Consider the following 26690-nt stretch of genomic DNA (forward strand, 5'->3'; position numbering starts at 1 on the left):
AGGCCCGTCCCCCAGCCGATGACCCTCGTGTTGGGGGACATCTGCGTCAGAGGGGATCCACATGGGACACATCACTCGTACGATCGCGGCCGCGGCCGCGGGAGTCGTGCTCAGCGGCGGCCTGGTCGCCGGCGTGGCGGGCGCCGCGCAGGCGGTCGGCAGCACGCCTGACCCGACGGCTCCCTGCGCGACCCAGACCGCCCAGGTGGCGAAGGCCCAGGACGCGCTCGCGCGGGTCACGGCCGTCTTCGACCGCATCCAGGTGACGGTCACCGACGCCGAGGCCGCGGTGGCCGCGGCCACGACGCCTCGCCATAAGGCAGCGGCCCAGAAGCTGCTGCGCCTGGCCCAGGTCGCCGAGCTGAAGGCCGGAAAGGTCAAGAAGGCCCAGCAGCAGCGGCTGGACAAGGCCCAGCAGCGGTTGGACACCTGCCTGGCCGCCCAGGCGCCGGTCGACCCGCCGGTCGACCCGCCCGTCGACCCGCCCGTCGTCGCCTGAGCGGAGCGCTCAGCGCAGGACGCGCACCCGGCGGTGGGCGATCGCGGCGCGCGCGGCATTCGTGCCGGGCGCGCCGTGCACCCCACCACCCGGGTGCGCGGCCGCCGAGCCGAGGTAGAGGCCCCGCACCGGGGTCTCGGCCCGGCCCAACCCGGGCACCGGGCGGAACACCAACTGCTGGTGCAGCTGCGCCGTACCGCCGTTGATCGCGCCGCCCACGAGGTTGGCGTCGCGCGCCTCCAGCTCGCGCGGCCCGAGCACCCGCCGGGCGAGCACCCGGTCGCCGAAGCCCGGCGCGAGCCGTTCGAGGCGGGCCTGCATCCGGTCGGCGAACCGTTCGCAGTCGGCCTCGTCCCACAGCCCGCGAACCGTGCCGTCGCCGGCGTCGCGTTCGGTGTCCTGCGGGACGTGCGTGTAGGCCCACAGCGACTCCGTGCCCGCCGGCGAGCGGGTCGGGTCGGTCGTGGTCATCTGGCCGGCGAGCAGGAACGGCGTGGCCGGGATCGTCCGTGATCCCACCTGGTGCATGGCCGCGGCGATCTGCTCGACGGAGTCGGCCACGTGGAACGTCCCCGGGTCGTACGGCGGAGCCGACCGCCACGGGATCGGCCCCGAGAGGGCCCAGTCCACCTTGACCGTCGCCGGGTCCATCTCGAAGCTGCGCATCCCCTCCCGGGTGCGCCGGGGCAGCGTCTCCGGGGGCAGCAACCGCCCGTAGAGGCTGGTCGCGGCGACGTCCGCGATCACCGCGTGACGGGCGGCGTAGCGCTCACCGGCCGCCGTACGCACCGCGACCGCTCGGCCCTTCGCGACCTCGATCGCGCTGACCTCGCTGTCACAGTGGATCGCCGCACCCCCCGAGCGCAGCCGGCGCGCGAGGGACTGGGCCAGCTCGCCCGCGCCGCCGACCGGCACCGGGAAGCCCACGCTCTGCCCGAGCATGGTCATCATCAGCGCCATCAGCCCTGACCCGGGCGCGCTCAAGGGGATGTCGGCGTGGCCCGCATTGCCGGCCAGGAGGATGCGGGCGGCCTCGCCACCGAAGCGGTGCCGCGCCAGGTCCGCGGCCGGCGTCAGCAGCTCGCGCACGAACCGCAGCCCCCCGACCGAGCGCAGCCGGGGCAGTGCCGCCAGCGCGGGTCGCACCGGCGGGAACGGCGTCAGCAGGGCACCGACGATCGCGTCGCCGATGCGGTCCCACTCGGCGCAGAGCGCGAGCCACGCCTCGCCGTCGCCCGGGTGCTGCGTGTCCAGGAGCCTGGCGGTGACCTCGCGGTCACGGTGCAGCAGCGCCCAGTCCCCCGACGGCAGGCAGTGACCGAGCACCGCCGGGGCGTGCGTCCACCGCAGACCGTGCTGCTCCAGCCCGAAGCCCTGGATCGCCGGTGAGACCGCCGCCAGCGGGTAGAACGCGCTGAACGTGTCGTGCACGAAGTCCGGGTGCAGCTCGCGGCTGCTGGCGACGGCGCCCCCGACGTCCGGTTGCGCCTCGAGCACCAGCACCGACCAGCCGCGGTCGAGGAGATGGTTGGCCGCGACCAGGCCGTTGGGTCCGGCGCCGACGACGACGGCGTCGTACTCCTGGCTCACGATCGGACCGTACCCCGCCGCGCCGAGCCCATGCGGACCACGCGTTTCGGTCGTCGGGGAGAATGTCCGGGTGACCGAGCTCCCCCGCAAGGCAGTGGCACGGACGGCCAAGCTGGCCGCGCTGCCGTTGGGGTACGCCGGGCGCAGCGCGGTGGGTCTGGGCCGCCGGATCGGCGGGGCCTCGGCGGACGCCGTGATGACCGACATCCAGCAGCGCACGGCCGAGCAGCTGTTCCGCACCCTCGGCGAGCTCAAGGGTGGCGCGATGAAGGTCGGGCAGATGCTCTCGATCATGGAGTCGGCGCTGCCCGAGGACATGGCCGGCCCCTACCGCGAGCACCTCACCCGGCTCCAGGACGACGCACCGCCGATGCCGACCCAGACCGTGCGCGACATCCTCGCCCACGACCTCGGGCCCGACTGGCGTGAGCGCCTGGTCTGGCTCGACGGGGGTCCCACCGCGGCGGCCTCGATCGGGCAGGTGCACCAGGGGCGTTGGCACGACGGCCGCGAGGTCGCGGTCAAGGTGCAGTACCCGGGCGCCGGCGATGCGCTCCGCTCGGACCTGCGCCAGCTCTCACGTGTCGCGCGGACCGCCGCGCCGCTGATCCCCGGGTTGGACCTCAAGCCGCTGGTGGCCGAGCTGCAGGCGCGCGCCGAGGACGAGCTCGACTACGACCTGGAAGCCGACGCGCAACGGGTCTTCGCGGAGGCGTTCCGCGGCGACCCCGAGATCGTGGTGCCCGACGTGGTCGCCGTCGGCGCGACCGTGCTGGTGACCGAGTGGCTCGAGAGCCCCGCCTCCCTGGCCTCGATCATCGCGAACGGCACCCAGGAGGAGCGCGACCACTACGGCGAGCTGCTCGTGCGGTTCCTGTTCTCCGGGCCGGCCCGGACCGGCATGCTGCACGCCGACCCGCACCCCGGCAACTACCGGATCCTCCCCGGCCCCGGCGGCGAGCCGGGCCGGCTGGGTGTGCTCGACTTCGGCGCGGTCGCCCGCCTCCCCGAGCGGGGGCTGCCCGAGGCGATGGGCCGGCTGCTGCGCGTCGCCGCCATCGAGGACCCCGACGAGCTGATCGAGGGCCTGCGCCGCGAGGGGTTCATCAAGGACAAGATCAAGGTCGACCCCCGCCAGCTGCTCGACTACCTCGCGCCGTTCGTGGAGCCGACCAAGGTCGAGCGGTTCCGGTTCTCCCGGGAGTGGATGCGCAGCCAGTTCGCCCGCATCAACGACCCCCGCGACCCCGCCTACACCGTCGGCATGAAGATCAACCTGCCGCCGTCGTACCTGCTCATCCACCGCACCTGGCTCGCCGGCGTCGGCGTGCTCTGCCAGCTGGAGTGCGAGGCGCCGTTCCGCCAGATCCTCACCGAGTCGCTGCCGGGCTTCGCCGAAGCCTGACGCTCCTCACCGCGCCGGACGGTGCGGACCGGCCCAGGACCTCCGACCCATCCCCGGGCGCGGGGTTGGCCCTAGCGTGGTCATGTGCAGCCGGTTGTCGGCGCGGTGCCCCCACGTCTGTCCGACCTGGTTCGGATCAGCGACACGCTCACGTGGTCGAGCGACCACCGCGAGTCGTTCCTGCGGGCCGTGCGGATCGTGCGGGACGCCGTCGGCGCCTCGGTGTCGCCGGCCTACCTGCTCGACGACTCCGCGACGGTGCTGCGGCTCGTGGCCGACGAGTCCGACCGGGCGGCGATCGGCCCCGGCTTCGACTCGATGCCGGCGAGCGAGCACATCCGGGCGCCCTGGCTCAACCGGGGCGAGTGGCCGGTCTCGGCGTCCCATCACCTCGACGACGAGGCGTGGCGCACCCTGCCCGACGACTTCAAGGCCTGGTTCGGTACGTCGGGGATCGTCGTGTCCCTGCACGCGGACGGGCGCCACCTGGGCGCGATCCTGCTGTGCTTCGACCGGGACTTCGTCCCGACCGAGGCCACCCGGGGGTTCCTCGCCGTGGCGGGCCGGATCATCGGGAGCGCCCTCTACCGCTGGCAGGTGGCGGCCCGCGAGCGCGAGCTCGGAGCGCTCGAGGAGCGTCGCCGGCTCAGCGACGAGCTCCACGACGACCTCTCCCAGCAGGTCGCGGGTCTGGGCCTGCGGGTCGCCAGCATGAAGCTCGACCTCGAGCAGGGCGACCTCGCGGCGATGCGGATCCTCCTCGGACAGGTCGACGAGATGGTCGGTGAGCTGCGCGCCCGGCTGCGCCACCTGATGCTCGGGCTGAGGGCCGACGCCGCGCTCACCGAGGGGAGGTTCCTCGACCAGGTGCGCGTCCACGTCCAGAAGTTCGAGCGGGACTGGGGTCTGCCCACCGAGCTGGAGTGCCGGCGACCGGATCTCGCCGAGCGGGTCCCGATCGAGGTGGGCGCCCAGCTCGTGCGCGTGCTCCAGGAGGCCCTGTCGAACTGCTACCTCCACGCACGGGCGTCCCGGGTGCGGGTGGGTGTCGAGGCCACCAGCACGAAGGTCGGGCTCGTGGTCGAGGACGACGGTGAGGGCTTCGACCCCGCGAGCATCCTCGACACCCGGCTCGGCGTACGCATCATGCGCGAGCGGCTGGAGCAGATCGGCGGCACCCTCACCGTCCGCGCCGCAGACCCGCGCGGGACCATCCTGACCGCCGAGGCGCCCGTGCGCTCGCTCGCTCCGATCCCGGTGGCGGCCGATGACTTCGCCTGACCCCGAGCGGACGACCGTGCTGGTCGCCGACGACCATCAGCTGTTCCGGGACGGGCTCGCCGCCCTCATCGAGCGTTGGGCCGACTTCGAGCTCGTCGCGAGCGTCGCCACCGGCGAGCGGGCCGTCGAGTCGGCGCTCCGGCTGCGACCGGACCTGGTCCTGATGGACGTGCGGATGCCCGGGATCGGTGGCGTCGAGGCCACCCGCCGCATCCACGACCTCCTCCCGAGCACCCGCGTCGTCATGCTGACGATGTCCGACCTCGGCGAGGACGTCTTCCACGCGCTGCGCAACGGCGCCCACGGCTACCTCAGCAAGGACGAGCCGGTCGAGCGCCTCCACGAGCTGCTCGTCGCGGTCCGGGAGGGTGAGGTGGCGCTCTCGAGCGCGATCGCCGGGCGGGTGCTCGCGCAGTTCAGCGGGTCGCCGACCGGTGACCTGCCGCCGGCGGCCGCGGTGCTGACCGCGCGGGAGCGTGACGTGCTGCGCCGACTGGTGGACGGGATGTCGAACGACGAGATCGCCCGGGCGCTGTGCGTCAGCGAGGCGACGGTCCGCAAGCACCTCGGCCGGGTGATGGTCAAGCTGCACATGAAGAGCCGGGTCCAGGTCGCGGTCTACGGCGTGCGGCACGGCCTCGCCGACTGAGTCGGACCACCGAGCGAGGCCCGGGCCAAGAGGCCCTATCGGATCCGCCACCCCGGCGTAGCGCTTCGGTGCTATCGGGCGCCACGAGCCGGCGACCACGATGACAGGCATGAAGACAGTCGTCGCGTACACCTGGGCTCGCGACCCGGAGGACGCCCTGGTCCGCGCCGACGGCTCGGTGGACTGGCGGGGCGCCACGATGGTTCCCGGGGACGACGACGCGGCCGCGGTGGCGCTCGCCCGCGACGTCACGGCGGCCGACGGCCGTCTCGTGGGCCTCACCATCGGTGACGGCGACGCCAGCTGGGCACTCGCCCGAGGAGCCGACGAGGCCGTCGCCGTCACGGACGCGCCATGTCTGCCGGACAACGCCGCCACCGCCGAGCTGCTGGCGGCCGCGATCCGCTGGATCGGCGACGTCGACCTGGTCGTCATCGGCGACGCGGACAGCTCCCCCGGGGTCGCCGCCGCGCTGCCCGCGCTCCTCGGGTGGCCCGGTGTCCTCGGCGCCTCCACCGCCCGGACGGACAACGGCCGGGTGGAGGTGGCTCGTCGGCTCGACGACCTCGACGAGGTCCTCAGCCTGCCGCTGCCCGCGGTCGTCGGCGTCGCCGCGGCCGCCGCGGAGAAGCAGGCACCGGGGATGAAGGAGGTGCTCGCCGCCCGCAGGCGTCCGGTCACGACCGTGTCGCTGGCCGACCTGGACGTTCCGAGCCGCGGCGCGCTGGACTCGCGGGGCACGCGTCCGGTGCCCGGCCACCAGACCCGGGTCTTCGACGGGGCCCCCGCAGTGGCGGCACGCGAGCTGGTTGCCGCTCTCCGCGCGGACGGTGTGCTGTGAGCCCCGCGGGCGCCGTGGTGAACGGCGGCGTGTGGGTGCTGGCGACCGACGACCGCAAGCTCACGGCGATGGTGCTGGCCGCACGCGCGACGGGCGCGCCGGTGGCGGTCCTCGCCGTCGGCCCCCGGCCCCTCGCCGAGGCGGCCGCAGCCGCGCGGCCCGACCACGTCGCGTGGCTCGACCCGGCCCCCGGCGTACCGGCCGAGGCGTATGCCCCGGCGGTCGCCGACCTGCTGGTCACCGCCGAGCCACGGGCGGTCCTGGCGACTCCGGCTCTCCCGACCCGGATCCTGCTCGGGGCCGCGGCGCACGCCCTGGGCGCGGCCGTGGTCCCTGGCGCCCAGTCCCTGGCTGTCGAGGGAGCCACAGTCGTGATCGACCGGGTCGACCTCGGCGGCCGGGTGCAGGAGACGCTGGCGTCGGCCGGCCCCGTCGCCTGCCTGTTCGCCGGTCCCGACGTCGCGGCGGTGCCCGGGGCATCGGCCGAGCCTCCGATCGAGCCGCTCACGGGGCTCGACGACGCCGACGTACGGATCGAGAAGAGCGAACCGGTCGCGAGCGCGGACAGCGGTCTCGCCCAGGCCGCTCGCGTCGTCGCGGTCGGCCGGGGCCTGAAGGCCCAGGCAGACCTGGCGCTCGTCGAGGGGATCGCCGAGACGCTCGGCGCCGCCATCGGCTGCTCGATGCCGATCGCCGACGACTTCGGCTGGATCCCCCAGGAGCGCTACATCGGGCGTTCGGGCCAGCACATCGCACCGCGTCTGTACGTGGCCGTCGGCATCTCCGGCGCGCCCCAGCACCTGGACGGCGTCCGCGACGCCAAGACGGTGGTCGCGGTCAACAACGATCCCGAGGCACGGATCTTCAAGCGTGCCGACTACGGGATCCTCGGCGACCTCTACGAGGTCCTCCCCGAGCTCCGCGCTGCGCTGCTCGAGGACCGCTCACAGCAGCAAGGAAGAGGAGAAGAGTCATGACGCAACGACTGGACGCCGAGTACGACGTCGTGGTCATCGGCGGCGGCATCTCGGGTCTGGCGGCTGCCCTGCAGGCAGCTCAGCACGGGCTGACCTGCGCACTGCTCGAGAAGGAGCCGCAGGTCGGCGGCAGCTCGGCGTTCGCCGAGGGCCATGCCGCCTTCGAGTCCGACGAGCAGGAGAAGCGCGGCATCCACGTGGGCAAGGCCGAGGCGTACGACCGCTACCTCGACTACTCGCACTGGCGGGCCGACCCCGCCATCGTGTCGCGCTTCGTCGAGAACGCCGCGACGAGCATCGTGAAGCTGCGCGAGGAGCTCGGTGTCGTCTACCACGACGTCCAGATCACCGCCCCCGACCAGCCCGGCGAGCTGCGCACCTGGCACCTGCCCGAGGGCGAGATCGCGCATGTGATCGAGCTGCAGGAGGCCGAGGCACGCCGACGCGGGGTCGACATCTTCCTGAGCACGCCGGCGCGCCGGATCGTGGTCACCGACGGCAAGGTCGCCGGCGTCACCGCCACCGACTCCGCGGGCGAGGAGGTGCACCTCGGCGCGAAGGCGGTCGTGGTGGGCACCGGCGGCTACGCAGCGAGCCCGGAGATGCTCGACAAGTACACGCGCTACGGCGTGGGCAGCAAGATGATCAACGTCGGCGGCAAGGGCAACACCGGCGACGGCATCAACATGCTGCTGGAGGCGGGAGCGGTCGTGAACCGCAACATCGGCACCCTGCTGCTGTTCCCGTTCATGCGGGACAAGGCGATCGTCAGCGAGACCAACTGCGCCGGCTTCCAGCCCTACCTGTGGGTCGACAAGTACGGAAAGCGGTTCACCGACGAGATCGCGGGACTCAACTTCGGCCACGCCGGGGACATCGTCGCTGGCCTGCCGGACGCCATGTACTGGGCGATCATCGGGCAGGAGCAGATCCGCAAGCTGGTCGAGGTGGGCAACGAGGTCGGACTCGGCATCTACATCAACAACTACGCCAAGCTGCCCGGCCTCGCGACCGAGATCGAGGCGGACGCCGCTGACGAGTCCCGCACGAACGTGTTCGGCGCCGGCACCATCGAGGAGCTCGCCGGCAAGATCGGCGTCGACCCGGCGGTCCTCGCGGCGGAGGTGGACCAGTACAACCACTACTGCCACGACGGCGTGGACCGGCGGTTCCACAAGGAGGCGCGCTACCTGATCCCGGTCGCCGAAGGGCCGTTCTACGCGGTCAAGATGGAGACCGGCATCATGATCAGCATGGGTGCCATGCGCACCGACGACCACTGGCGCGCACTCGACGCGGAGGATCGTCCGATCCCGGGCCTGTACGTCGTGGGCTGCGACGCCGGAGGTCTCTGGGGCGAGAGCTACAGCCTCCCGATCCCGGGCTCGGCCAACGGGTTCTCCCTGACGTCGGGCTGGCTGGCGGCCGACGACATCGCCGAGCAGATCGAGCACGGCGTGCTCGTCTGACCCCCTCTCCCCGGGATGGAGCGCCCACTCCATCCCGGGGACCTACCCCGAGGAGCGGGACATGACTTCGTCACCGGGCCCCGACACCGGCCCCGACACCGGCCCCGACGTCGACTTCGACGTCATCGTGGTCGGCGCCGGGATCGCCGGATGCGTGAGCGCCTACCAGCTCGCGCGCGCTGGACACGACGTGCTGCTGGTCGAGCGCGGGCCCGCTCCCGGGTCCAAGAACCTCTCCGGCGGCATCCTCTACTGCCGCATCCTGGAGCAGGTCTGGCCGGACTTCGCCGCGCAGGCCCCGGTCGAGCGGGTGATCACCAGCAACCGCATGACCTTCCTCAACCCCGGATCCCACGTGACGCTGGACTACAGCGACGACCGTCTGGCGAGCCCCGTCAACGCGGTCTCGGTGCTGCGCGCCCGGCTGGACCCCTGGCTCGCCGCCCAGTGCGAGTCCGCGGGCGCGGTGGTGATGCCGGGCGTGCTCGTCGACACCCTCATCCGCGAGGGCGACCGGGTCGTCGGGATCCGGGCCGGCGGCGACGAGCTGCGCGCCCACGCGGTCGTGGCCGCCGACGGCGTGAACTCCTTCCTGTGCCGCAGCATCGGCATCCGCGAGGCAGCACCGCCGCAGCAGCTGGCACTCGGGGTCAAGTCGGTGCTCGGAATGCCCGCCGCCATGATCGAGGAACGGTTCGGGTTGGCGCCCGGTGAGGGCGCGGCGTACGCCCTGGTCGGCGACTGCACGGCCGGTCTTGGCGGAGGTGGGTTCCTCTACACCAACCGTGACTCGGTCTCGGTCGGCGTCGTGGTCCGGCTCGACGAGCTCGAGCACTCCCGGCTCGCGGCCAGCGACCTGCACGACCGCCTCCTGGCGCATCCGGCGATCGCACCCCTGATCGCCGGCGGCGAGCCCCTGGAGTACGGCTGCCACCTCGTGGCCGAGGGCGGCCGCGCGATGATGCACGACCTCACCAGGCCCGGGCTGGTCGTGGTGGGCGACGCCGCCGGTCTGACGCTGAACACCGGCTTCACCGTCCGCGGCATGGACCTCGCGGCGGGCTCCGGCATCGTGGCCGCCCAGGTGATCCACCGCGCGCTCGAGTCCGGCGACCGGTCGATGGCGGCCCTGGCCGACTATCCCGCAGCACTGGACCGGTCGTTCGTGGGGCAGGACATGACGACCTACGCTCGAGCACCGCGCTTCTTCGAGCGGCAGGGCCTGTACGGCGCCTACGGCCAGCTCGCTGCCGACGTTCTCCACGACGTCTACGACCTCGACACCTCGCCTCGCCGCCACCTCGTCCGCGCCGGGTGGCGGACCCTGCGCGGCTCTGGCGTCTCGATCCGCAGGGTCGCCGCCGACGCGCTCTCGGCATCGAGGTCGTTGTGATGGCCGGCATCGGAACGGTCCCCGAGCGGCTCGCGCGCAACCGCTACACGGTCGACCACGAGGAGTCCCACATCGAGATCGACCAGGACGTCGCCCGGGCGACCGGCTTGCTGGAGCTCCTCACCCGCGTCTGTCCGGCCCACGTCTACTCACCGGGGCCCGACGACACGATCGTCGTCCAGCACGCCGCGTGCCTCGAGTGCGGGGCCTGCTTCGCCCTGGCAGGTGACCGCGGGCTGAGGTGGCACTACCCGCGAGGAGGCTTCGGGGTCGCCTTCCGCGAGGGCTGACCCGGCCCCTCACTCTCCCGTGGCGCCGTCGATCGACTCGCGGATCAGGTCGGCGTGGCCGTTGTGGCGGGCGTACTCCTCCACCAGGTGCAGCAGGATCCACCGCAGGCTGGCGTGCTCGCCGGTCCGCTTGTCCGGCCGGACTGCGGGGTCGTCCAGGCTCGAGGCTGCGATCACCGTGTCGGAGTCAGCGACCGCCTCGTCGAAGAGCGCCCGGAGCTCCTCGGGTGAGTCGTCGACGGCGCTGTGCCAGTCCCAGTCCCAGTCGGCGTCCCAGTCGACCGAGGCCCACGGCTCGGAGAACTCCTCCCCGAGGAAGACCCGGCGGAGCCAGGACTGCTCGACCAGCGCCAGGTGCTTGAGCATCCCGCCGAGCGTCATCTCCGACGGCGGCAGCGTGGTCGCGAGCTGCGCGGCGTCGAGGCCGTCGGTCTTGAGCCGCAGCGTGTCCCGGTGGTAGTCGAGGAACGCGAGCAGGGTCGTCCTCTCGTCCGCTGCGACGGGCGGGTCCGCGCGCGTCACGGCTTGCGCCCGGTGATGCAGTACGTCGTCCCGACGGGGTCGATCAGCACGGTCCAGTGCTCGTGGACCCGGGCGATGCTCGCGCCGAGGGCGACGTGCCGGGCGGCCTCGGCCTCCCGGTCGTCGGTGGCCAGGTCGAGGTGTGCGGAGACCTCGCCGTCGAGCTCGTCGAGCCGCTGCAGCAGCCAGCGCAACGGCTGGCCGTCCGGTGGGTGCAGCCGGGAGAACTCCGCGGACACCGAGTCCTGGAACTCCCACCCGGTCAGCGCTTGCCAGAAGGCCACCTCCGCCGCGTGCAGGTCGGAGGGCAGGTCGAGGCACACCTGGTCGACGGAGGAGCGGTTGCCGCCCGGCCAGGTCGCCGGCGCGGGGCGGTGCGAGGCGTGGTGGCGCACGAAGCAGAACACGAAGCCACCGGGCGAGCGGAGCACGACGTACCCCTGCTCGTGGCGCATCAGCACCTGGGCGCCGAGCTCGATCGCGGCCTCGGCGGCCACCATCGGGCTCTCGACGTGGAGGTCGAGGTGCACGCGCCCGTCGCCGCCGCCGAGTCGCTGCACCCGCAGGTAGTCGTCGCCGTCCGGCGGCACCAGCGTGGCGAACGCACCGTCGAGGCCACGCCGCTCGGAGAGCTCGTAGCCGGTGACGCCCTGCCAGAAGGCCACGCCCCGCTCGAAGTCGTCGGGGGCGAAGTCGAGGAACGCGCTGACCCAGAACGGTGAGGTGTTCATACGCGGTCCCCAGCGACGGACACGTGCAGGATCGCGCTGCCCGGCGTCACCACCACGTCGTCGCCCTCCGTCGCCGCAGTGCCGTCGACCAGCAAGGTGAGGCCGCCCGGCTCCAGCGGCGGGAACAGCAGGGTGACCGTGGGGTTGGCGCCGACGTTGGCGACCGACCCGCGGCCCGGGCTCGCGACCCGCAGCGTGCCGTCGGCAGCGACCGCGCGCACCGAGACCGCCTTGACGCGCCCCTCCGCACTGGTCAGCAGGTAGCCGCGGTCGAAGTCCGCCAGGGTCTTCGGCAGGTCGGCGAGGTCCACCGGAATGCTCATGTCGGGGTCCCCGCGGAGGCGTGAGCGCAGCGAGCGGCTTCGTGGGGTGAGTTCATGATGTGAGGCTATCCACCCATCGCTCGCCGGCCACCCGCGTTTCGCCGGTGCCGGCGGTGAGCTCGGCGACCAGTGCGGCCAGCCGTGCCTCCTCCTCGGGCGGTACGCCGAGCCGCAGGGTGACCCTCGCGGCGTACGCCGAGTCCAGCACGACGACGCCGCGGGACCGCAGCTCGCTCTCGATCCGGCCGGCCTCGGCGTGGTCGAGCTCCAGCAGGTGCTCGCGCACCAGCGTGCGGCGCAGGGTGCCCGCCTCGTCGAGACCGGCGCGGACGGCGTCGCCGTAGGCCCGGACCAGCCCGCCCGCACCGAGCAGCGTGCCCCCGAACCAGCGGGTCACCACCGCGACGACGTCGCTCACGCCTTCGCCGGCATGGCCGCGGAGCACCTCGAGCATCGGGGCGCCGGCGGTGCCGGCGGGCTCGCCGTCGTCGGAGGAGCGCTCGACCTGGCCGATCCGGAACGCCGAGCAGTGGTGACGCGCGTCCCAGTGCTCGCGGCGCAGGCGGTCGACGACCGCGCGGGCCGCCTCCTCGTCCTCGACCCGGACGAGCGTGCACAGGAACCGCGAGCGCTTGACCTCGATCTCGGCCTCCGCGTCGCGCGCGATCGTGAGGTAGCTGATCACGACCCCAGCCTCATGACCACAGCCCCAGGACGTCGCCGCCGATGCGGACCACGAACGCCGCGACCACCACCACGAAGAAGGCCCGCACGAACCCGGCTCCGCGCGCGACCGCCGTACGCGCCCCCAGGTAACCACCCACGAGATTGCAGCCGCCCATCACGACCCCGACGTGCCACACCACCGCGCCCTGGGGGACGAACACGCACAGGGCGGCGAGATTCGTGGCCCAGTTGGCCATCCGAGCCTTGGCGGAGGCCTCGAGGAAGCTGTAGCCGACCAGACCTACCAGCGTGATCACGAAGAAGCTGCCGGTACCCGGGCCGAGCGCGCCGTCGTAGAACCCGATCGTCAGCCCGGTCAGCATCGCCACCGTCGTGTGCCGGTGACCGGCGAACCGCAGCAGCGTCTCGTCGCCGAGCGACGGCCGGAACAGCACGTACGCGCCGACCACGACCAGCGCGACGAGCACGATCGGCTGGAACGCCTCCCCCGGGATGTGGCTCGCGACCACGGCGCCGGCAGCGGACCCGGCGAACGCGAAGAGCATCAGCGGCCCGAAGGTGCGCGGATCGGGCCGGATCCGGCGGTAGTACGTCGCGCTGCTCACCGTCGTGCCGCAGATCGAGGCGAGCTTGTTGGTGGCCAGCACGTGGACCGGGCTGGCACCCGGGAGCCCGAGCAGGAGCGCGGGGAGCTGGATCAGCCCGCCGCCGCCCACGACCGCGTCGACGAACCCTGCCGCGAGCCCCGCCAGGCCGAGCAGGGCGAGCACGGTCACCGTGGGGTCGTCCATCGCGGCCATTCTCCAAGTCGGCTCCCAGCGGACCTCAAGCGGCCCGCGACATCGTCCTCTCACCGAAGCAAACACCCCTCAACGAGAGAGAGTCCCCATGCACCGCCGCTGGCTGACCCGGGCGCTGACCGCGCTCGTCGCCCCCGCCCTGACCGTCGTCGCACTCGCCCCCGCCGCCACCGCGGCCGGCGCCGAGGTCCCGACGATCGAGGCCGTCGCGAAGATCTACCCCCACCTCGACGGCGGCACCGCGAGCGAGAGCGCCGGCAAGGTCTACGGCCCGGGCAAGAAGTGCGGCACCACCAAGGTGATCAAGGGCGCGTCGCAGCGCAGCGCGTCGTACTCCCCCGACTACAGCTCCGGCGACGCCGACGCGTACGTCGTGACCGGCGAGCGGCCCATGGTCTCCGCGACCGCGATGCAGTTCCCGAGCACGAAGGCCGCGATCGCCTACCTGCACGGGTCCGCGAAGGCCACCAAGGACTGCCCGACCAACCCGGGCGGCGGCAGTGGTGGCGGCGGTGGCGGCGGTCAGCCGGACTGCAAGACCTCGATGAAGAAGATCAAGTTCAGCCTCGGCGACGAGCGCTGGGGCTACCAGATGAAGTCCACCTGCAAGACCGGCGACCAGACCACGTCGATGGTGTTCAACACGCTGTTCGCCCGCCAGGGCAAGTTCATCGTCTACACGAGCGCGATGTCGATGGACGCCACGGCGCCCTCGATCCCGAAGTCGATCGACATGACCGACCTGGCGCTGAAGACGGTCTCCTGACGACCGCCTCCTCACCGATCCGCACGCCTCGACCCCAGGGCCTTCCCCCTAGTGTCGAGGCGTGCGGATCGTCTCGTTGCTCCCCTCCACCACGGAGATCCTGTTCGCGATCGGCGCCGGCGACGATGTCGTGGGCGTGACGTTCGAGTGCGACTTCCCTCCCGACGCGCGCACCCGCACGATCGTGTCCACCTCCGCGATGCCGCACGGGCTGACGCCGGCGGAGATCGACGCGTACGTCGTGGGCGCGATGGCCCGCGGCGAGGACCTCTACCACCTGGCCGAGGACGCCCTCGCCGACCTCGATGCCGATCTGGTCGTCACCCAGGACCTCTGCGCGGTGTGCGCGGTCGACGTCTCGGTCGTCGACGACGCGCTCGCCCACCTCGGCTGCACCGCCCGGGTCCTCACGATCGACCCGCACACGCTCGGCGAGGTCTTCGGTTCGATCCTGGAGCTCGGCGTGGTGACCGGCCACGAGGCCGAGGCGGCGGCGCTGGTCGACGCGCAGCGGGCGCGGCTGACCGCGGTGGCCGCCCACGTGTCCGGCCGGGCTCGGCCGCGCGTGATGCTCCTGGAGTGGACCGACCCGCCGTACGCCCCGGGGCACTGGGTGCCGGAGATGATCGAGGCGGCCGGCGGCGTACCCCTCCTCGGCAAGGCCGGCGCCAGGTCCGAGCGGGTCCTCTGGGAGAGCGTCCACGAGGCCGCCCCCGACGTGATCGTGGTCGCGCCGTGCGGCTACGACCTGGCCGGCGCCACCGCGCTCGCCTCGTCGCTGGTCGCCAGTGGAGTGCTGCCGGCAGGCGTGCCGGTGCATCCGGTGGACGCCAACGCTTCGTGGGCCCGGCCCGGCACCCGGCTCGTCGACGGCGTCGAGGAGCTGGCCGCGATCCTGCACCCGGCCTGACCGGCTGGCTCAGGCCGCCACGTCGTCCCAGGCCCGGACCAGCCGCAGCCCGGCATCCCACCCGGGCGCCCGTCCACCCGCCGGCGGTCCCAGCCCCTCGACCTCGTGGCCGCTGCCGGCCAACAGCCAGGCGACCAGCGAGTTGGAGTTCCACATCTCGCCCAGGCCGAGCTCGTCGCGGCCCCAGGTGAGCTCGGGCACCAGCGGCACGAGCGCGAGCAGGTGGATCGCGCGGGTGGAGTCCGTCCCGACGGCCACCGGCCCGCCGACGGCTGCGTCGCGGTCGGGGATCACGCCGTCGCGCCAGCGGCGTACCTCGTAGCGGAACAGCGACAGCCGGCCCAGCCACCGCATCCCCACCGGCCCGGTCGCCACCGCGCCGCGGTCCTCGGCGACCCGGCTCCAAGCGGGTGCCATCTCGATGACGTAGCTCGCCGAGCAGATCTTCACCTCGAGCGCCGCGTGGTAGAGGTCGCACGGAGCCCGGCGCTCGCGGCGGGCGGCCCACGACTCGAAGGCGCGGCCGTTGCGCGCCACGAGCCGCCCGCCCGCCCCGAGGGGCAGCCAGTAGACGCGGACACGCGCGTGCTCCACCGGCCCATGGTCACCCGGCTCAGTCGGCCGCCCCAGGGTCCTTGGACCCGTAATGTCGGCGGCGGGCGCTAGACAGTCCCCATGAACGAGACGTCGGTGGCGGCGGGAGCCGAGCACTACCTGGCGGCCGTGGTCGAGCGCGAGCCACAGGAGGGCGAGTGCCTGGTGTGCTTCGTGGGGCGGATGGTCGAGGAGTTCGGCTGCGACTCCTCCCTGCTGTGGGCGCAGCGCTTCCGTGACCTGCGCTCCCCCACCGCGACGTCCCTGGAGCGTCGCTACCTCGAGCGGCTGGTCATCTGCGACTGCCTGGTGGTCGGCGAGGCGCACGAGCTCGTGCGCGAGCTGCTCGTCCGCGACCTCCACACCGACGAGCTCGAACGCCCCGACCGGATGCCCCCCTGCGCCGGCGTCCGCCGCACCAACACCCGCGCCTGCGCCAACTGGGTCCGGATGGTCCCCGGCCTCTGAGCCGTGGTCGAGGTGCGACGATCGCCTGGCCGTTGGTCGAGCTTGTCGAGACCCCGCAGCCAACGCAGCCACGCCGAGACGGACGTCGGCTTGAGGTAGGCGGTGGTCGCCGCGGATGGCAGCAAGGCGGATACGGCGCGCTCCACTCACCATTGTCCCCGGCCTTCGGACCGCCGCCTGTCCGCCGCGGATCCGGTGGTTGAGGTGCGAGCGAAGCGAGCCTCGAAACCACCGCAGCCCACCCACCTGCGTCGATATGTACGTCGGTCTCAGGTCGTCGGTGGTCGCCGTCGTTGGCAGCAAGGCGGGACAGGTCCGCCGCGGTCACGGCTTCGTCCCGGCCTTCGGACCGCCGCCTCGACGACGGTGGTTGAGGTGCGAGGGCCGCCAGGACCGAGCCTCGAAACCGCCGAAGCCCAAGCGCCCGCGTCGAGATGTACGTCGGTCTCAGGTCGTCGGTGGTCGCCGTCGTTGGCAGCAAGGCGGGACAGGTCCGCCGCGGTCACGGCTTCCTCCCGGCCTTCGGACCGCCGCCTCGACGACGGTGGTTGAGGTGCGAGGGCCGCCAGGACCGAGCCTCGAAACCGCCGAAGCCCACCCACCTGCGTCGAGATGTGCATCGGCTTCAGGCCGATTGTGGTCGCCGTCGTTGGCAGCAAGGCGGGACAGGTCCGCCGCGGTCACGGCTTCCTCCCGGCCTTCGGACCGCCGCCTCGACGACGGTGGTTGAGGTGCGAGGGCCGCCAGGCGCGAGCCTCGAAACCGCCGAAGCCCACCCACCTGCGTCGAGATGTGCATCGGCTTCAGGCCGATTGTGGTCGCCGTCGTTGGCAGCAAGGCGGGACAGGTCCGCCGCGGTCACGGCTTCCTCCCGGCCTTCGGACCGCCGCCTCGACGACGGTGGTTGAGGTGCGAGGGCCGCCAGGCGCGAGCCTCGAAACCGCCGAAGCCCAAGCGCCCGCGTCGAGATGTGCATCGGCTTCAGGCCGATTGTGGTCGCCGTCGTTGGCAGCAAGGCGGGACAGGTCCGCCGCGGCCACGGCCTCCTCCCGGCCCCCTGACCGCCGCCTCCCCGCGCGGTGGTTTCGAGGCTCGTCGCTGGGGCTCCTCGCACTGAACCGCCCCGGGGTTTCCGGATACTTCGTGTGGTGTCTCTACCCGGTCGGGAGGAGACGGTTTCGTGCAGCGTAGTGAACTTCCTCGGCCTGGATGGGTGTCAGGTCGTCGATGGATTCGTGGGTGCGCTCGGTGTTGAACCAGGTGACCCACGTCAAGGTGGCGAGCTCGACCTCCTCGACGTCGCTCCAGGGGCCTTCGGGGCGGATGAGCTCGGTCTTGTAGATCCCGATCTGCGACTCGGCCAGGGCGTTGTCGTAGGCGTCACCCACCGAACCCACTGAGGCATCCACGCCGGCCTCGATGAGGCGATTGGTGAACGCGAACGAGGTGTACTGGCTGCCGGCGTCGGTGTGGTGCACCAGCCCGGTCAGGTCGCCGACACCGTCACGGTCGCGGGTCCACAGGGCGTGCTCGAGGCAGTCGAGGACCAGATGGGTGGTCATCCGTGTGGCTGCCCGCCAGCCCACGATCCGGCGTGAGAAGACGTCGAAGACGAAGGCCACGTAGACGGTGCCGGACCAGGTCGCGACGTAGGTGAAGTCCGCGACCCAGAGCCGGTTCGGGGCCGGTGCGGTGAAGTCCCGGTCGACCAGATCGGCCGGGCGCGGGTCGGCCGGGGCGGGGATCGTGGTGCGGACCTGTTTGCCCCGCAACGCGCCCGTCCAGCCCTGGGCGGCCATCAGCCGTTCCACGGTGCACCGGGCCACGTCGTGGCCTTGTGCACGCAAGTGCAGCCACATCTTGCGGGCACCGAACCTGGCACGGAACCGGTGCTCACGCGCGACCCGGATCAACGCGACGATCTCGGCGTCACGCAGGGCGCGCTTCGAGGGCGCCCTGGTGCGGGCCTCGTAGTAGGTCGACGGAGCGATCTTGGCGCCGTGCTCGGTGAGCACCCGGCAGATCGGCTCGACTCCGTACAGGTCGCGATGCTGGTCGATGAACTCGATCAGAACCGGGGTTGGCGGTCGAGCTCCGCCGCGAAGAAAGCCGAGGCCGACTTCAAGATCTGGTTCGCCCGCTCGAGCTCAGCGACCTTCTTCTTCAGCTCCCGGATCTCAACGATCTCCTCGGTCGTCTTGCCCGGACGAGTGCCCCCGTCGACCTCGGCCTGACGCACCCACTTGCGCAGCGTCTCTGCCGAACCAAGCCCGAGCTGACCAGCGATCGCACGGATCGCCTGGAACTCAGTGGGGTACTCACCCTGCGCCACCGACTCGGCCACCGCCCGCACCGCGCGCTCACGCAGCTCCCGGGGGTACTTGCTGGGACGTGCCATGACTTCATCCTCTTCCAACTAATGAAGTCTCCGGACATCCCGGGGCGGTTCACACCTCAACCACCGACCTCCGGTGGTTGAGGTGCGAGGGCCGCCAGGCCCGAGCCTCGAAACCACCCCGCCGGAACGAGTCGACTTCTGCTCCTTGACAACTCGAACACCTGTTCGTTAGACTGTCGCCACGACTTCATCTCGGGAGTGGCGATGACCGCACAAGCACACCCTTCACACCGGGTCAGCCGCGCCGTCACCGATCTCCACGCCCTCCTCGACGACATCTCCGATACGTCGCTGTGGTCCATGGGCACCGACGAGACCGCCCACACGCTGACCGAGATCACCCGCGCTGCTTCTCGTATCGCGGAGCTCGAAGCCCGGGTCGCGTCACACGCCGGCGCTGTCGGCGTGGCGGAGCAGGTCGGCGCGACGTCGGTGGCGAACTGGTGGGCCCACACCACCCGCATGACAAGGACCGAGGCCCACCGCAAGACCCGCCTCGCCACCGGCCTCGAGCACCACCCGGTCGTCCACGACGCGCTGAAGATTGGGGACCTGCTGGTCGACCAGGCCCGGGTCATCATCCGCGCGGTCGAGGACCTCCCCGACCACCTCGACCCCGGGCTGGTGCAACAGGCCGAGGAACACCTCGTCGGGCAGGCAGCCCACTTCGACGCCATCGCGCTACGCCACCTCGGCAAGGGTCTGTTGCACGTCATCGACCCCGAAGCAGCCGACGCCCACCAGGCCAAGCTGTTGCAGGCCGAGGAACGGGTCGCCGCCCAGGCCACCCGCCTGACGATGCACGACGACCCCGACGGCATCACCCGCGGCACCTTCGCGTTGCCCACCGTCCAGGGGCAGATGCTCCGCAAGCAGCTCCTCGCGATCGCGGCCCCCAAACACCGCGCCGCGGTCGAGGGCCACCTCGGGGAACGCAAGCCCAGCCCGGAACGGATGGGCCAGGCGTTCGTCGAGCTGATCGAGCGTTACCCCGCCGACAAGCTCCCCCACGCCGGCGGAGTGTCCGCCACCGTCGTCGTGACCATCCCGGTCGAGACCCTCACCGACGGCCTCAAGCCCGGGGTCCTCGACACCGGCGCCGTGATCTCCCCCGGCCAAGCCCGCCGGTTGGCGTGTGAGGCCGGGATCATCCCCGCCGTCCTCAGCGGACCCTCCGAAGTCCTCGACCTCGGCCGCACCCGCCGCTTCCACACCAAAGCCCAGAGGATCGCCCTCGGCATCCGCGACGGCGGCTGCACCTCCGACGACTGCGACACCCCACCCGGCGGCTGCCAGACCCACCACGACCCACCCTGGGCATCCGGCGGGGTCACCGACCTCAAACACGCCCGGCTCTACTGCCCCCACCACCACGCGCGGGCGCACGACCCCGACTACGAGACCACCTACCTCCCCAACGGAAAGGTCGCCTTCACCCGACGCACATAGACCGAAGACCTGGAAGCCCTCACCACAGCACCCGGGCCACCGCGCACCCGCAACCCGACCGCGGACCGCAACCACGCCGCCCCAACCACCAGGAAGCGGGACCACCCGCGCGCCCGCACACCGCTCGACCACCGCCACCCCGCGCAGGCCATCACGCGTCGACCACCGGCGGCCTCGGTGCGCGGAACGCGTCAAGGGCAAGTCCGGCGAACCGCTCCGCGGCCTTGACGCGCGCGGGACCGGGCACGGCCGCCAACCCGCGTCCGGCGAGTAGCACGAGCACCAGGTCGTCGATGATGAAGTCCCGACGCAGCTCGCCAGCCGCTTGAGCCCGACGCGCGAGCGAATCGAGGGCGCCCAGGAGCTCGCGCCGGTGGCCGGCGATCGCAGCGGCATCGGGCTCAGTCGACATGAACGCGTCGACGAATCCGCGATTGAGGACGTTCAACGCAGTGAGCCGGCGTACGACAGAGGCGAACCCGCGCCAGGGGTCGGTGTCGGCACACCCGTCGGTCACGATCTCTCGACAGGTCCGCAGCTCGAGTTCGAACACCTCCTCGACGAGGACCTGCTTGGTGGGGAACCTGCGATACAGGGTCGCTGGTCCGACCTCGGCACGACGGGCGATCTCGCGCATGCCGACGTCCAGGCCGCGCTCGGACAACGCCTCCCGCGCCGCCACCAGGATCCGCTCACGGTTGCCCTGGGCATCCGCGCGGAGCTTCTGAGGCATCTCCGACCCCATGCTCCTCACTTCCGTCATGTGGACGGGAGCGTCCCCTAACGTCGTGACGGTACCCCGCAGGTGAGGAGACCCCGTGAAGGCAGTGGTGATCGAGGAGTTCGGGGATCCGAGCGGCATGACGGTGGTGGACGTTCCCATCCCGGCTCCGCCGCGCGGTCACGTCCTGGTCAGCTCCGAGGCGATCGGCGTCGGCGGTGTCGACGCGGCCATTCGCCGAGGCACGCTCGGCTCGGGGTTCCCGCGTGGCATGGTTCCGGGCGGGGAGGTGGCAGGGGCGGTCACCGCGGTCGGAGCCGGCGTCGACCCGGCATGGATCGGACGTCGTGCGTGGGCCGGCACCGGCACGTCCGGTGCCTACGCTGAGCACGCTGTCGCGCCCGTGGACGAGCTCGTGATCATCCCGGATGAACTCTCTCCCATCCAGGCGGTGACGCTCGGCAGTGCGGCGACGGTCGCCCACTTCGCCCTCGAGCACGCACGTCTCGTTGCGGGCGAGTCACTCCTCGTGCGCGGCGCAGCCGGGAGCATCGGCCTCTCGACCCTGCAGATCGCCGTCCGCCGCGGGGCCGGCCGCATCGCGGTGACCACGTCGTCGGTCGAGCGCGGCCAGCGTCTCAGGGACTTCGGCGTGACCGACATCCTGGACCGCGCCGGCAACGGCAGCCCCGGTGCGCCCGGGTCGTTCGATGTCATCATCGACGTCGTCGCCGGGCCCGACGTGCCCTCGTTCATCGACCGGCTCGCGCCGAACGGTCGCCTGGTCCTGGTCGGCGCGGTCGCGGGGTTCCCGCCGGCTGACTTCGGTCTGCGGCTGATGGAGAGCTTCCAGCAGTCCCGATCGGTCGCGACGTTCAGCCTCGGGTCGGTGCCCGTTCCCGCGCGGCACGCCGTCCGAACCGACCTGTTTGCCCGAGCGTCACGTGGCGAGCTGCAGGCGGTCGTCCACGCGGTGCTGCCGCTCGAGCGGGCCGCCGACGCTCATCGCCAGATGGACCAGGGTGGCGTCCTCGGCCGGATCGTCCTAGTCCCGTAGCACGCCGAAGCCGGCTGCCCTCTCACTCGTCGTAGTGAAGCTGCCCCGCCACGACCGTGGCTGCCGGGGGCGGCACGTGCTCGGTCAGCCGGCCGTCGTGGGCCAGGTGACCGACGGGGATGCCGCGCAGCAGGAGCACGGCGTCGCTGATCAGCCGGCGGTGGCAGCGCCACCACAGCGACTCGCTGCACATGATGGCGGTCGGGGCAACGTACAGGCGCGTGAGCAGCTCCTCCAGGCCGCCGCGGAACTCCTCGGTGCGCATGTGCGCGGCGTACGCCCGGAACGCCGCCACCCGCCACCAGCCGTCTACGTCGGCGTCCTGCTCCGCGGGGATCCGGCGCCGGCCGCCCAGCCGCGGCTCCCAGAGGTACTCCACCCCGGCGTCGGGGAGCCAGGTGCCCATGGCCTCGCTGCTGAGGTCCGGGTCGCGCCGGCTGCCCGGGAACCGGCGCACGTCGACGACCTGCGCGACGCCGGCTCCGCGCAGCAGAGCGACGAGCTCGTCGCGCCCGGCCGTGCCGTGGCCGAACGTGAGCAGTCCGCGCGTGGAGGCGGGCTCAGCCACCGACCCAGAACCCGCGACCGCCGAACCAGTCGTCGTAGCCGCCACCGCCCGAACCGCGGCCAGGGGCCCGCGAACCCAGGTAGGACCCGACCACCGCGGCGCCGAGGTCGTCGAGCTCAGGAGCGACGACTCGCCCGTCGACCCGGCGCGCCATCTGGTCGATGAAGCGCGCCAGGCCCGGGTCCTCGCCCAGGCGGAAGAACGTCGTCTGCGCACCGAGGCGGCCGGCGTTCTCGAGCTCGCGTACGGCGTACGCCACGGTCAGCGGGTGCGGCGGGTAGGAGAAGTAGACCTCGCCGTCGGGTTCGAGGTGCGAGGTCGGCTCTCCGTCGGTGACGATGAGCAGGACCGGCTGGGCGTTGGGGTGCTTGCGGAAGTGCCGGTTGGCGAGCAGCAGCGCGTGGTGGAGGTTGGTGCCCTTGTCCCAGCGTGCGTCCAGCCCCGTGAGCTCCTCGATCTCCATCACCTCGGCGTGGCGCCCGAAGCCGATCAGCTGCAGCGCGTCGCCGCGGAAGCGCGAGCGGATCAACGTGTGGAGCGCCAGCGCCGTGCGCTTCATCGGCACCCAGCGGCCGTCCATCGCCATCGAGAACGACGTGTCGACCAGCAGCGCCACCGCGGCCTGGGTGCGGCCTTCGGTCTCCTGCACCTCGACGTCGTCGATGCTCAGCAGCGGCGCGGACGGGTCGCCGGCGCGGCGCAGCACGCCGTTGAGCATGGTGCGGGGCACGTGCCAGGGCTCGGTGTCGCCGTACGCCCACTCGCGGGTCGCGCCGGACAGGTCGCCGGCCGCACCGGCGCGCTGCAGGTCGCGCTGGCCCTGGCGGCCCGACATCCGCTCCGCGACGTCGCGGAGCAGCGCCTTGCCGAGCTGGCGCATCGCCTTCGGCGAGAGCCGCAGCTGACCGTCGGTGCCGCGCTTGACGTAGCCGGAGTCGCGCAGTGCCTGCTCGAGCCGCTGGAGGGTGCGTGCGTCGACCGCGGCGTCGTCACCGAGCTGGCGGGCGAGCTTGTCGAGGTCGAGGTCGTCCATCCGGGCGCCGCCGTAGGACTGCGACAGCTGCTCGGCGAGCTGGTCGAGATCGGCGAGGTCCTGGAAGACACCGGTGCCGTCGCCGAGCCCGAGGCCCTGGTCGCCGTCCATCCGCTCCGAGCCGCCCCAGTCCTCACCGGGCCGCAGTGCCTGCAGGTTGGCGTCGAGCTGGTTGAGCGACTCCATCAGCTCCGGGGACCCGAAGGCCTGCGCGGAGAGCTGCATGAGCTCCTCGCGCTGCTCGGGGCTCATCGAGTTCAGCATCCGCTGCGCGGCGGCGGAGCGCTGGGCGAGCGAGTCGAGCAGCTCGTCGATGTTCTGGGGGTTCTCGGGGAAGAAGTCGCCGTGCTGGGCCATGAACTCGTCGAAGTCGGCCCGGGTGTCCTCGCCGCGCCGGTGCTTGTCGAGCAGGCCGTTGAGGTCCTGGAGCATCTGGTTGACCGCGGCGCGGTCCCCGTCGTCGGCGTTCTCCAGCGCCTGCTTCATGCCCGCGAACCGCTGATCGAGCAGCTCCCGGCCGAGCAGGTCCTTGATCTTGTCGTAGTCCTCGCGGGCCTCACGGCTCTGCCAGTCGTACGACGACAGCTCGCTCACCGCCGCAGCAGTCGACGGCGGGAGACCCTCGAGCTGCATCTCGCGGAACGCGCGGTCGGCGTCGTCCATCATCGCGTCCCGGGCCAGCTGCTTGCGCTCCTCGAGCAGCGCGTGGTCGAGCAGCTCGCGCACCTCCTGGAGGGTGCCGTCGAGGTTGTGACGCTGGGTCAGCTCACGCCGGCGCTCGGCCACCCGGCGCGCGAGCTCGTCGAGGCCGGCCTGGTCCTGCCCCCCGCGGCGCAGGAACTCGCGCATCGCCCGCTCCGGGGAGTACCCCGCCATCACGTCTTCACCGATGGCGTCCAGCGCCTCCGCGAGGTCCACCGGTGGCGCGAGCGGGTCACCGCCCTCGTAGCGCTTGAACCGCGTCCGGTCCTTCATCGGCGTGCCGCCCATAGGTCAGCCATAGACGGTCTCCCCGCCGGCGGCGTCCTTGCCGATCTTGCGGGCCAGGTAGAGGCCCTCCAGCGCCAGCTCGATCGCGCAGGCTCGCTCTCCGTCGTTGGTCGCGCCCAGCCGGTCGCAGACCTCGTCGTACAGCTCGGACTCGCCGAGCACCGGAAGGCCGGTGAGGAAGTCGCGCGCGGTGACCTGCTCGCCGGTGGTGACCATCGCGCCGTTCTCGATCGCGGCGACCAGCAGGGCGAAGTCGAGGCCGCGGAAGTGGTGGCGCACGGTCTCGGCGACGGAGGTACGCAGCAGGTGGTTGAGGATCTCGGTCTCGCGACCCTCCTCACCGCTCTCGAACTCGATCTTGCCGCCGAGCACGTCGACCGCCGTCTCGAGGTCGACGACCCGCGCGACCGCGGCGTCCTCACCCTGGGAGGTGGCCCGGTGCAGCGCTGAGGCGGCGATGGTCTCCGCGCCCGCGATCGCGAACCGCGCGGAGACGCCGGAGCGCTGGTCGACGGCGTTGGACTCGCGCAGGGCGCGGGTGAAGCGGGCCAGGATCTCGACCAGGGCGTCCGGCACCTCGGCGACCAGGTCGGCCTCCTGCCGGATCACCGCGATCTCGTCCTCGATCACGGTCGGGTAGTGGGTGCGGATCTCGGCGCCGAAGCGGTCCTTGAGCGGGGTGATGATCCGGCCGCGGTTGGTGTAGTCCTCCGGGTTGGCGCTCGCGACGACGAGCACGTCGAGGGGCAGCCGGAGCACGTAGCCGCGGATCTGGATGTCGCGCTCCTCCATCACGTTGAGCATCGCGACCTGGATCCGCTCGGCGAGGTCGGGCAGCTCGTTGATGGCCACGATGCCGCGATGGCTGCGCGGGATCAGGCCGAAGTGGATGGTCTCCGGGTCGCCCAGGGACCGCCCCTCCGCGACCTTCATCGGGTCGACGTCGCCGATCAGGTCGGCGACAGAGGTGTCGGGAGTCGCGAGCTTCTCGGAGTAGCGCTCGCTGCGGTGCCGCCACGCGACCGGCAGCTCGTCGCCCAGCTCGGCCGCCCGCCGTTGGGAGACGTGGGTGATCGGGTCGTAGGGGTGCTCGCCGAGCTCGGAGCCGTCGATCACCGGCGTCCACTCGTCGAGCAGCCCGACCATGGTGCGCAGCAGCCGGGTCTTGCCCTGGCCGCGCTCGCCGAGCAGCACGACGTCGTGCCCGGCGATCAGGGCCCGCTCGAGCTGCGGGATCACGGTGTCGTCGAACCCGTGCAGCCCGGGCCACGGGTCGCGGCCCTCGCGCAGCGCGGAGAGCAGGTTGTCACGCACCTCCTGGCGGAGGTGCTTGTGGACGTGGCCGGAGGCGCGGAGCTCGCCGACCGTCTTCGGGGAAGGAGCCGAGGTCACATCACCACGCTACTCAGCGGATCAACAACCGGGCCCTGTCTCCGTTTGCGCTCACGCCTCCAGCTGGGCGCGTCGGCGCTGCAGCTCGGACTGCACCCGGACCAGCGCGCGGCCCAGGACCTCGACGCGCTCCTGGGCGTTCTTGACCCGCTGGTGGTTCATCAGGTCGGTCACGACGTTGTCGAACCACGCGTCCATGGCGTGGGAGGCGCGCCCGATGCCGAGACCACTGAGGTCCTCGATCTCGACGTCCGCGAGCCACCGGCGCACCTCGGCCAGCTCGAGGTCGACGCTGCGCATCGAGAGGTCGGCTCGGTCGAACCCGTCGCGCTTGAGGAGGCTGGACAGCACCCCGCCCCCGGCCACGTCCTGTTCGGACAGCTTCCGCGCGCCGCGCAGCTTGTCGGCGGACTCGTTGAGCGCGTAGAGCGCCTTGCGGACGGCCTCCAGCGCGGCATCGATCCGCTCGGCCTCGGTGCGCTGGATCCCCATCGCGGCATCATAGGCTCGCCACATGTCGTGGCTCAGGACCTGCCCGTGCGGCTCCGGCTCGGCCTACGACGCCTGCTGCGGACGGCTGCACCGCGGGGCCGCCACGGCACAGACCGCGGAGGAGCTGATGCGGTCGCGCTATGCGGCATACGCCGTGGGCGACACCGACTACGTGTTCCGCACCTGGCACCCACGCACCCGGCCCGACGACCTCACCCCCGACCCGAGCCTCACCTGGACCGGTCTGCGGATCGACGGGTCGGGGGCTGACTGGGTCGAGTTCGTGGCGTCGTACGAGCGCGACGGCGTGCCGGGTGAGCTGCGCGAGCGCAGCCGGTTCGAGCAGCGGGCCGGCCGGTGGGTGTACGTCGAGGGCGACGTGCACTGAGCCCGGC

Annotated in this window: 28 protein-coding genes and 1 other annotated feature; of the genes, 15 read left to right on the plus strand and 13 right to left on the minus strand. The window is 72.2% G+C overall.

Going from position 1 to position 26690, the window contains the following annotated elements:
- Window positions 1-61 precede the first annotated feature (61 nt).
- Window positions 62-499 (plus strand): hypothetical protein, encoded by a 438-nt coding sequence (locus AC3ANS_RS18620; RefSeq protein ID WP_488293069.1) that lies wholly within the window; start codon window positions 62-64, stop codon window positions 497-499.
- A gap of 9 nt (window positions 500-508) precedes the next feature.
- Here AC3ANS_RS18620 and AC3ANS_RS18625 read toward each other — a convergent pair whose 3' ends face one another.
- A complete protein-coding gene (locus tag AC3ANS_RS18625) occupies window positions 509-2089 on the minus strand; it encodes a phytoene desaturase family protein (RefSeq protein ID WP_488293070.1) in 1581 nt (526 codons plus the stop codon).
- 70 nt (window positions 2090-2159) lie between these two features.
- Here AC3ANS_RS18625 and AC3ANS_RS18630 point away from each other — a divergent pair, with 70 nt between their 5' ends.
- The 8 genes from AC3ANS_RS18630 to AC3ANS_RS18665 all read left to right on the plus strand — a co-directional run bounded on the left by AC3ANS_RS18630 (window position 2160) and on the right by AC3ANS_RS18665 (window position 10394).
- Window positions 2160-3494, plus strand: a complete 1335-nt coding sequence (locus tag AC3ANS_RS18630) for an ABC1 kinase family protein (RefSeq protein ID WP_488293071.1) — start codon at window positions 2160-2162, stop codon at window positions 3492-3494.
- 84 nt (window positions 3495-3578) lie between these two features.
- Complete coding sequence (locus AC3ANS_RS18635) at window positions 3579-4775, plus strand: sensor histidine kinase (protein WP_488293072.1); 1197 nt, start codon at window positions 3579-3581, stop codon at window positions 4773-4775.
- Window positions 4762-5424 carry a response regulator gene (locus AC3ANS_RS18640; RefSeq protein WP_488293073.1) on the plus strand — a complete coding sequence of 221 codons (663 nt, stop codon included), beginning with the start codon at window positions 4762-4764 and terminating at the stop codon, window positions 5422-5424. The genes AC3ANS_RS18635 and AC3ANS_RS18640 overlap by 14 nt, the downstream gene beginning before the upstream one ends.
- A 109-nt stretch (window positions 5425-5533) precedes the next feature.
- Entirely contained in the window at window positions 5534-6265 is a 732-nt protein-coding gene (locus tag AC3ANS_RS18645) for a hypothetical protein (RefSeq protein WP_488293074.1), read from the plus strand.
- Window positions 6262-7242: an electron transfer flavoprotein subunit alpha/FixB family protein gene (locus AC3ANS_RS18650; RefSeq protein WP_488293075.1), complete on the plus strand. Its 981-nt coding sequence runs from the start codon at window positions 6262-6264 to the stop codon at window positions 7240-7242. The genes AC3ANS_RS18645 and AC3ANS_RS18650 overlap by 4 nt, the downstream gene beginning before the upstream one ends.
- Entirely contained in the window at window positions 7239-8711 is a 1473-nt protein-coding gene (locus AC3ANS_RS18655; protein WP_488293076.1) for an FAD-dependent oxidoreductase, read from the plus strand. The genes AC3ANS_RS18650 and AC3ANS_RS18655 overlap by 4 nt, the downstream gene beginning before the upstream one ends.
- Window positions 8712-8772: 61 nt before the next feature.
- Window positions 8773-10104: an FAD-dependent oxidoreductase gene (locus AC3ANS_RS18660; RefSeq protein WP_488293077.1), complete on the plus strand. Its 1332-nt coding sequence runs from the start codon at window positions 8773-8775 to the stop codon at window positions 10102-10104.
- Window positions 10104-10394 carry a ferredoxin family protein gene (locus AC3ANS_RS18665; RefSeq protein ID WP_488293078.1) on the plus strand — a complete coding sequence of 97 codons (291 nt, stop codon included), beginning with the start codon at window positions 10104-10106 and terminating at the stop codon, window positions 10392-10394. The genes AC3ANS_RS18660 and AC3ANS_RS18665 overlap by 1 nt, the downstream gene beginning before the upstream one ends.
- A 9-nt stretch (window positions 10395-10403) precedes the next feature.
- Here AC3ANS_RS18665 and AC3ANS_RS18670 read toward each other — a convergent pair whose 3' ends face one another.
- Genes AC3ANS_RS18670 through AC3ANS_RS18690 form a run of 5 tightly spaced genes read right to left on the minus strand, consistent with a single transcriptional unit; the run spans window position 10404 to window position 13448 of the window.
- Complete coding sequence (locus AC3ANS_RS18670) at window positions 10404-10916, minus strand: DinB family protein (protein ID WP_488293079.1); 513 nt, start codon at window positions 10914-10916, stop codon at window positions 10404-10406.
- Window positions 10913-11647: a VOC family protein gene (locus AC3ANS_RS18675; protein ID WP_488293080.1), complete on the minus strand. Its 735-nt coding sequence runs from the start codon at window positions 11645-11647 to the stop codon at window positions 10913-10915. The genes AC3ANS_RS18670 and AC3ANS_RS18675 overlap by 4 nt, the downstream gene beginning before the upstream one ends.
- A complete protein-coding gene (locus AC3ANS_RS18680) occupies window positions 11644-11970 on the minus strand; it encodes a pyridoxamine 5'-phosphate oxidase family protein (protein ID WP_488293081.1) in 327 nt (108 codons plus the stop codon). Before AC3ANS_RS18680 ends, AC3ANS_RS18675 begins: the two co-directional genes overlap by 4 nt.
- A gap of 52 nt (window positions 11971-12022) precedes the next feature.
- Window positions 12023-12652, minus strand: a complete 630-nt coding sequence (locus tag AC3ANS_RS18685; RefSeq protein WP_488296526.1) for a YigZ family protein — start codon at window positions 12650-12652, stop codon at window positions 12023-12025.
- 13 nt (window positions 12653-12665) lie between these two features.
- Window positions 12666-13448 carry a TSUP family transporter gene (locus AC3ANS_RS18690; protein WP_488293082.1) on the minus strand — a complete coding sequence of 261 codons (783 nt, stop codon included), beginning with the start codon at window positions 13446-13448 and terminating at the stop codon, window positions 12666-12668.
- A 97-nt stretch (window positions 13449-13545) separates the two neighbouring features.
- Here AC3ANS_RS18690 and AC3ANS_RS18695 point away from each other — a divergent pair, with 97 nt between their 5' ends.
- Complete coding sequence (locus AC3ANS_RS18695; protein ID WP_488293083.1) at window positions 13546-14223, plus strand: hypothetical protein; 678 nt, start codon at window positions 13546-13548, stop codon at window positions 14221-14223.
- A 61-nt stretch (window positions 14224-14284) separates the two neighbouring features.
- Window positions 14285-15133, plus strand: coding sequence for an ABC transporter substrate-binding protein (locus AC3ANS_RS18700; RefSeq protein ID WP_488293084.1), 849 nt, complete (start codon window positions 14285-14287; stop codon window positions 15131-15133).
- A gap of 9 nt (window positions 15134-15142) precedes the next feature.
- Here AC3ANS_RS18700 and AC3ANS_RS18705 read toward each other — a convergent pair whose 3' ends face one another.
- Complete coding sequence (locus AC3ANS_RS18705) at window positions 15143-15727, minus strand: hypothetical protein (RefSeq protein WP_488293085.1); 585 nt, start codon at window positions 15725-15727, stop codon at window positions 15143-15145.
- A gap of 81 nt (window positions 15728-15808) precedes the next feature.
- On the opposite strand from AC3ANS_RS18705, the gene AC3ANS_RS18710 reads away from it, so the two are divergent.
- Entirely contained in the window at window positions 15809-16195 is a 387-nt protein-coding gene (locus AC3ANS_RS18710; protein ID WP_488293086.1) for a DUF2695 domain-containing protein, read from the plus strand.
- A gap of 1154 nt (window positions 16196-17349) precedes the next feature.
- Here the strand turns inward: AC3ANS_RS18710 and AC3ANS_RS18715 are convergent.
- Window positions 17350-18593, minus strand: a protein-coding gene (locus AC3ANS_RS18715) for an IS3 family transposase (RefSeq protein ID WP_488293087.1) whose coding sequence is annotated in 2 segments (ribosomal slippage) — window positions 17350-18305 and window positions 18305-18593 — 1245 coding nt in all. Because the reading frame shifts where the segments join, the coding sequence is not laid out codon by codon here.
- Window positions 18178-18306 (minus strand) — a sequence feature (AL1L pseudoknot). Its footprint overlaps the gene before it by 129 nt.
- A 204-nt stretch (window positions 18594-18797) precedes the next feature.
- On the opposite strand from AC3ANS_RS18715, the gene AC3ANS_RS18720 reads away from it, so the two are divergent.
- The gene (locus tag AC3ANS_RS18720) at window positions 18798-20042 is read left to right on the plus strand and encodes an HNH endonuclease signature motif containing protein (RefSeq protein ID WP_488293088.1); all 1245 of its coding nucleotides are present in this window, start codon (window positions 18798-18800) and stop codon (window positions 20040-20042) included.
- Window positions 20043-20193: 151 nt separating this feature from the next.
- Here the strand turns inward: AC3ANS_RS18720 and AC3ANS_RS18725 are convergent, their stop codons facing one another.
- Entirely contained in the window at window positions 20194-20775 is a 582-nt protein-coding gene (locus tag AC3ANS_RS18725; protein ID WP_488293089.1) for a TetR/AcrR family transcriptional regulator, read from the minus strand.
- An 85-nt stretch (window positions 20776-20860) separates the two neighbouring features.
- On the opposite strand from AC3ANS_RS18725, the gene AC3ANS_RS18730 reads away from it, so the two are divergent.
- A complete protein-coding gene (locus AC3ANS_RS18730) occupies window positions 20861-21820 on the plus strand; it encodes a zinc-binding dehydrogenase (RefSeq protein ID WP_488293090.1) in 960 nt (319 codons plus the stop codon).
- 22 nt (window positions 21821-21842) lie between these two features.
- On the opposite strand, the gene AC3ANS_RS18735 is transcribed toward AC3ANS_RS18730, so the two are convergent.
- The 4 genes from AC3ANS_RS18735 to AC3ANS_RS18750 are packed head-to-tail and all read right to left on the minus strand — an operon-like array spanning window position 21843 to window position 26295.
- Window positions 21843-22388 carry a DUF488 domain-containing protein gene (locus AC3ANS_RS18735; RefSeq protein WP_488293091.1) on the minus strand — a complete coding sequence of 182 codons (546 nt, stop codon included), beginning with the start codon at window positions 22386-22388 and terminating at the stop codon, window positions 21843-21845.
- Window positions 22381-24396, minus strand: coding sequence for a vWA domain-containing protein (locus AC3ANS_RS18740; protein ID WP_488293092.1), 2016 nt, complete (start codon window positions 24394-24396; stop codon window positions 22381-22383). The genes AC3ANS_RS18735 and AC3ANS_RS18740 overlap by 8 nt, the downstream gene beginning before the upstream one ends.
- Window positions 24397-24414: 18 nt before the next feature.
- Window positions 24415-25803: a MoxR family ATPase gene (locus tag AC3ANS_RS18745; protein WP_488293093.1), complete on the minus strand. Its 1389-nt coding sequence runs from the start codon at window positions 25801-25803 to the stop codon at window positions 24415-24417.
- A 51-nt stretch (window positions 25804-25854) separates the two neighbouring features.
- The gene (locus tag AC3ANS_RS18750) at window positions 25855-26295 is read right to left on the minus strand and encodes a hypothetical protein (RefSeq protein WP_488293094.1); all 441 of its coding nucleotides are present in this window, start codon (window positions 26293-26295) and stop codon (window positions 25855-25857) included.
- A gap of 22 nt (window positions 26296-26317) precedes the next feature.
- Here AC3ANS_RS18750 and AC3ANS_RS18755 point away from each other — a divergent pair, with 22 nt between their 5' ends.
- Window positions 26318-26683, plus strand: a complete 366-nt coding sequence (locus tag AC3ANS_RS18755; protein ID WP_488293095.1) for a YchJ family protein — start codon at window positions 26318-26320, stop codon at window positions 26681-26683.
- The last annotated feature ends 7 nt before the right edge of the window (window positions 26684-26690 follow it).

This window comes from Nocardia sp. 149-1B, assembly GCF_057747975.1.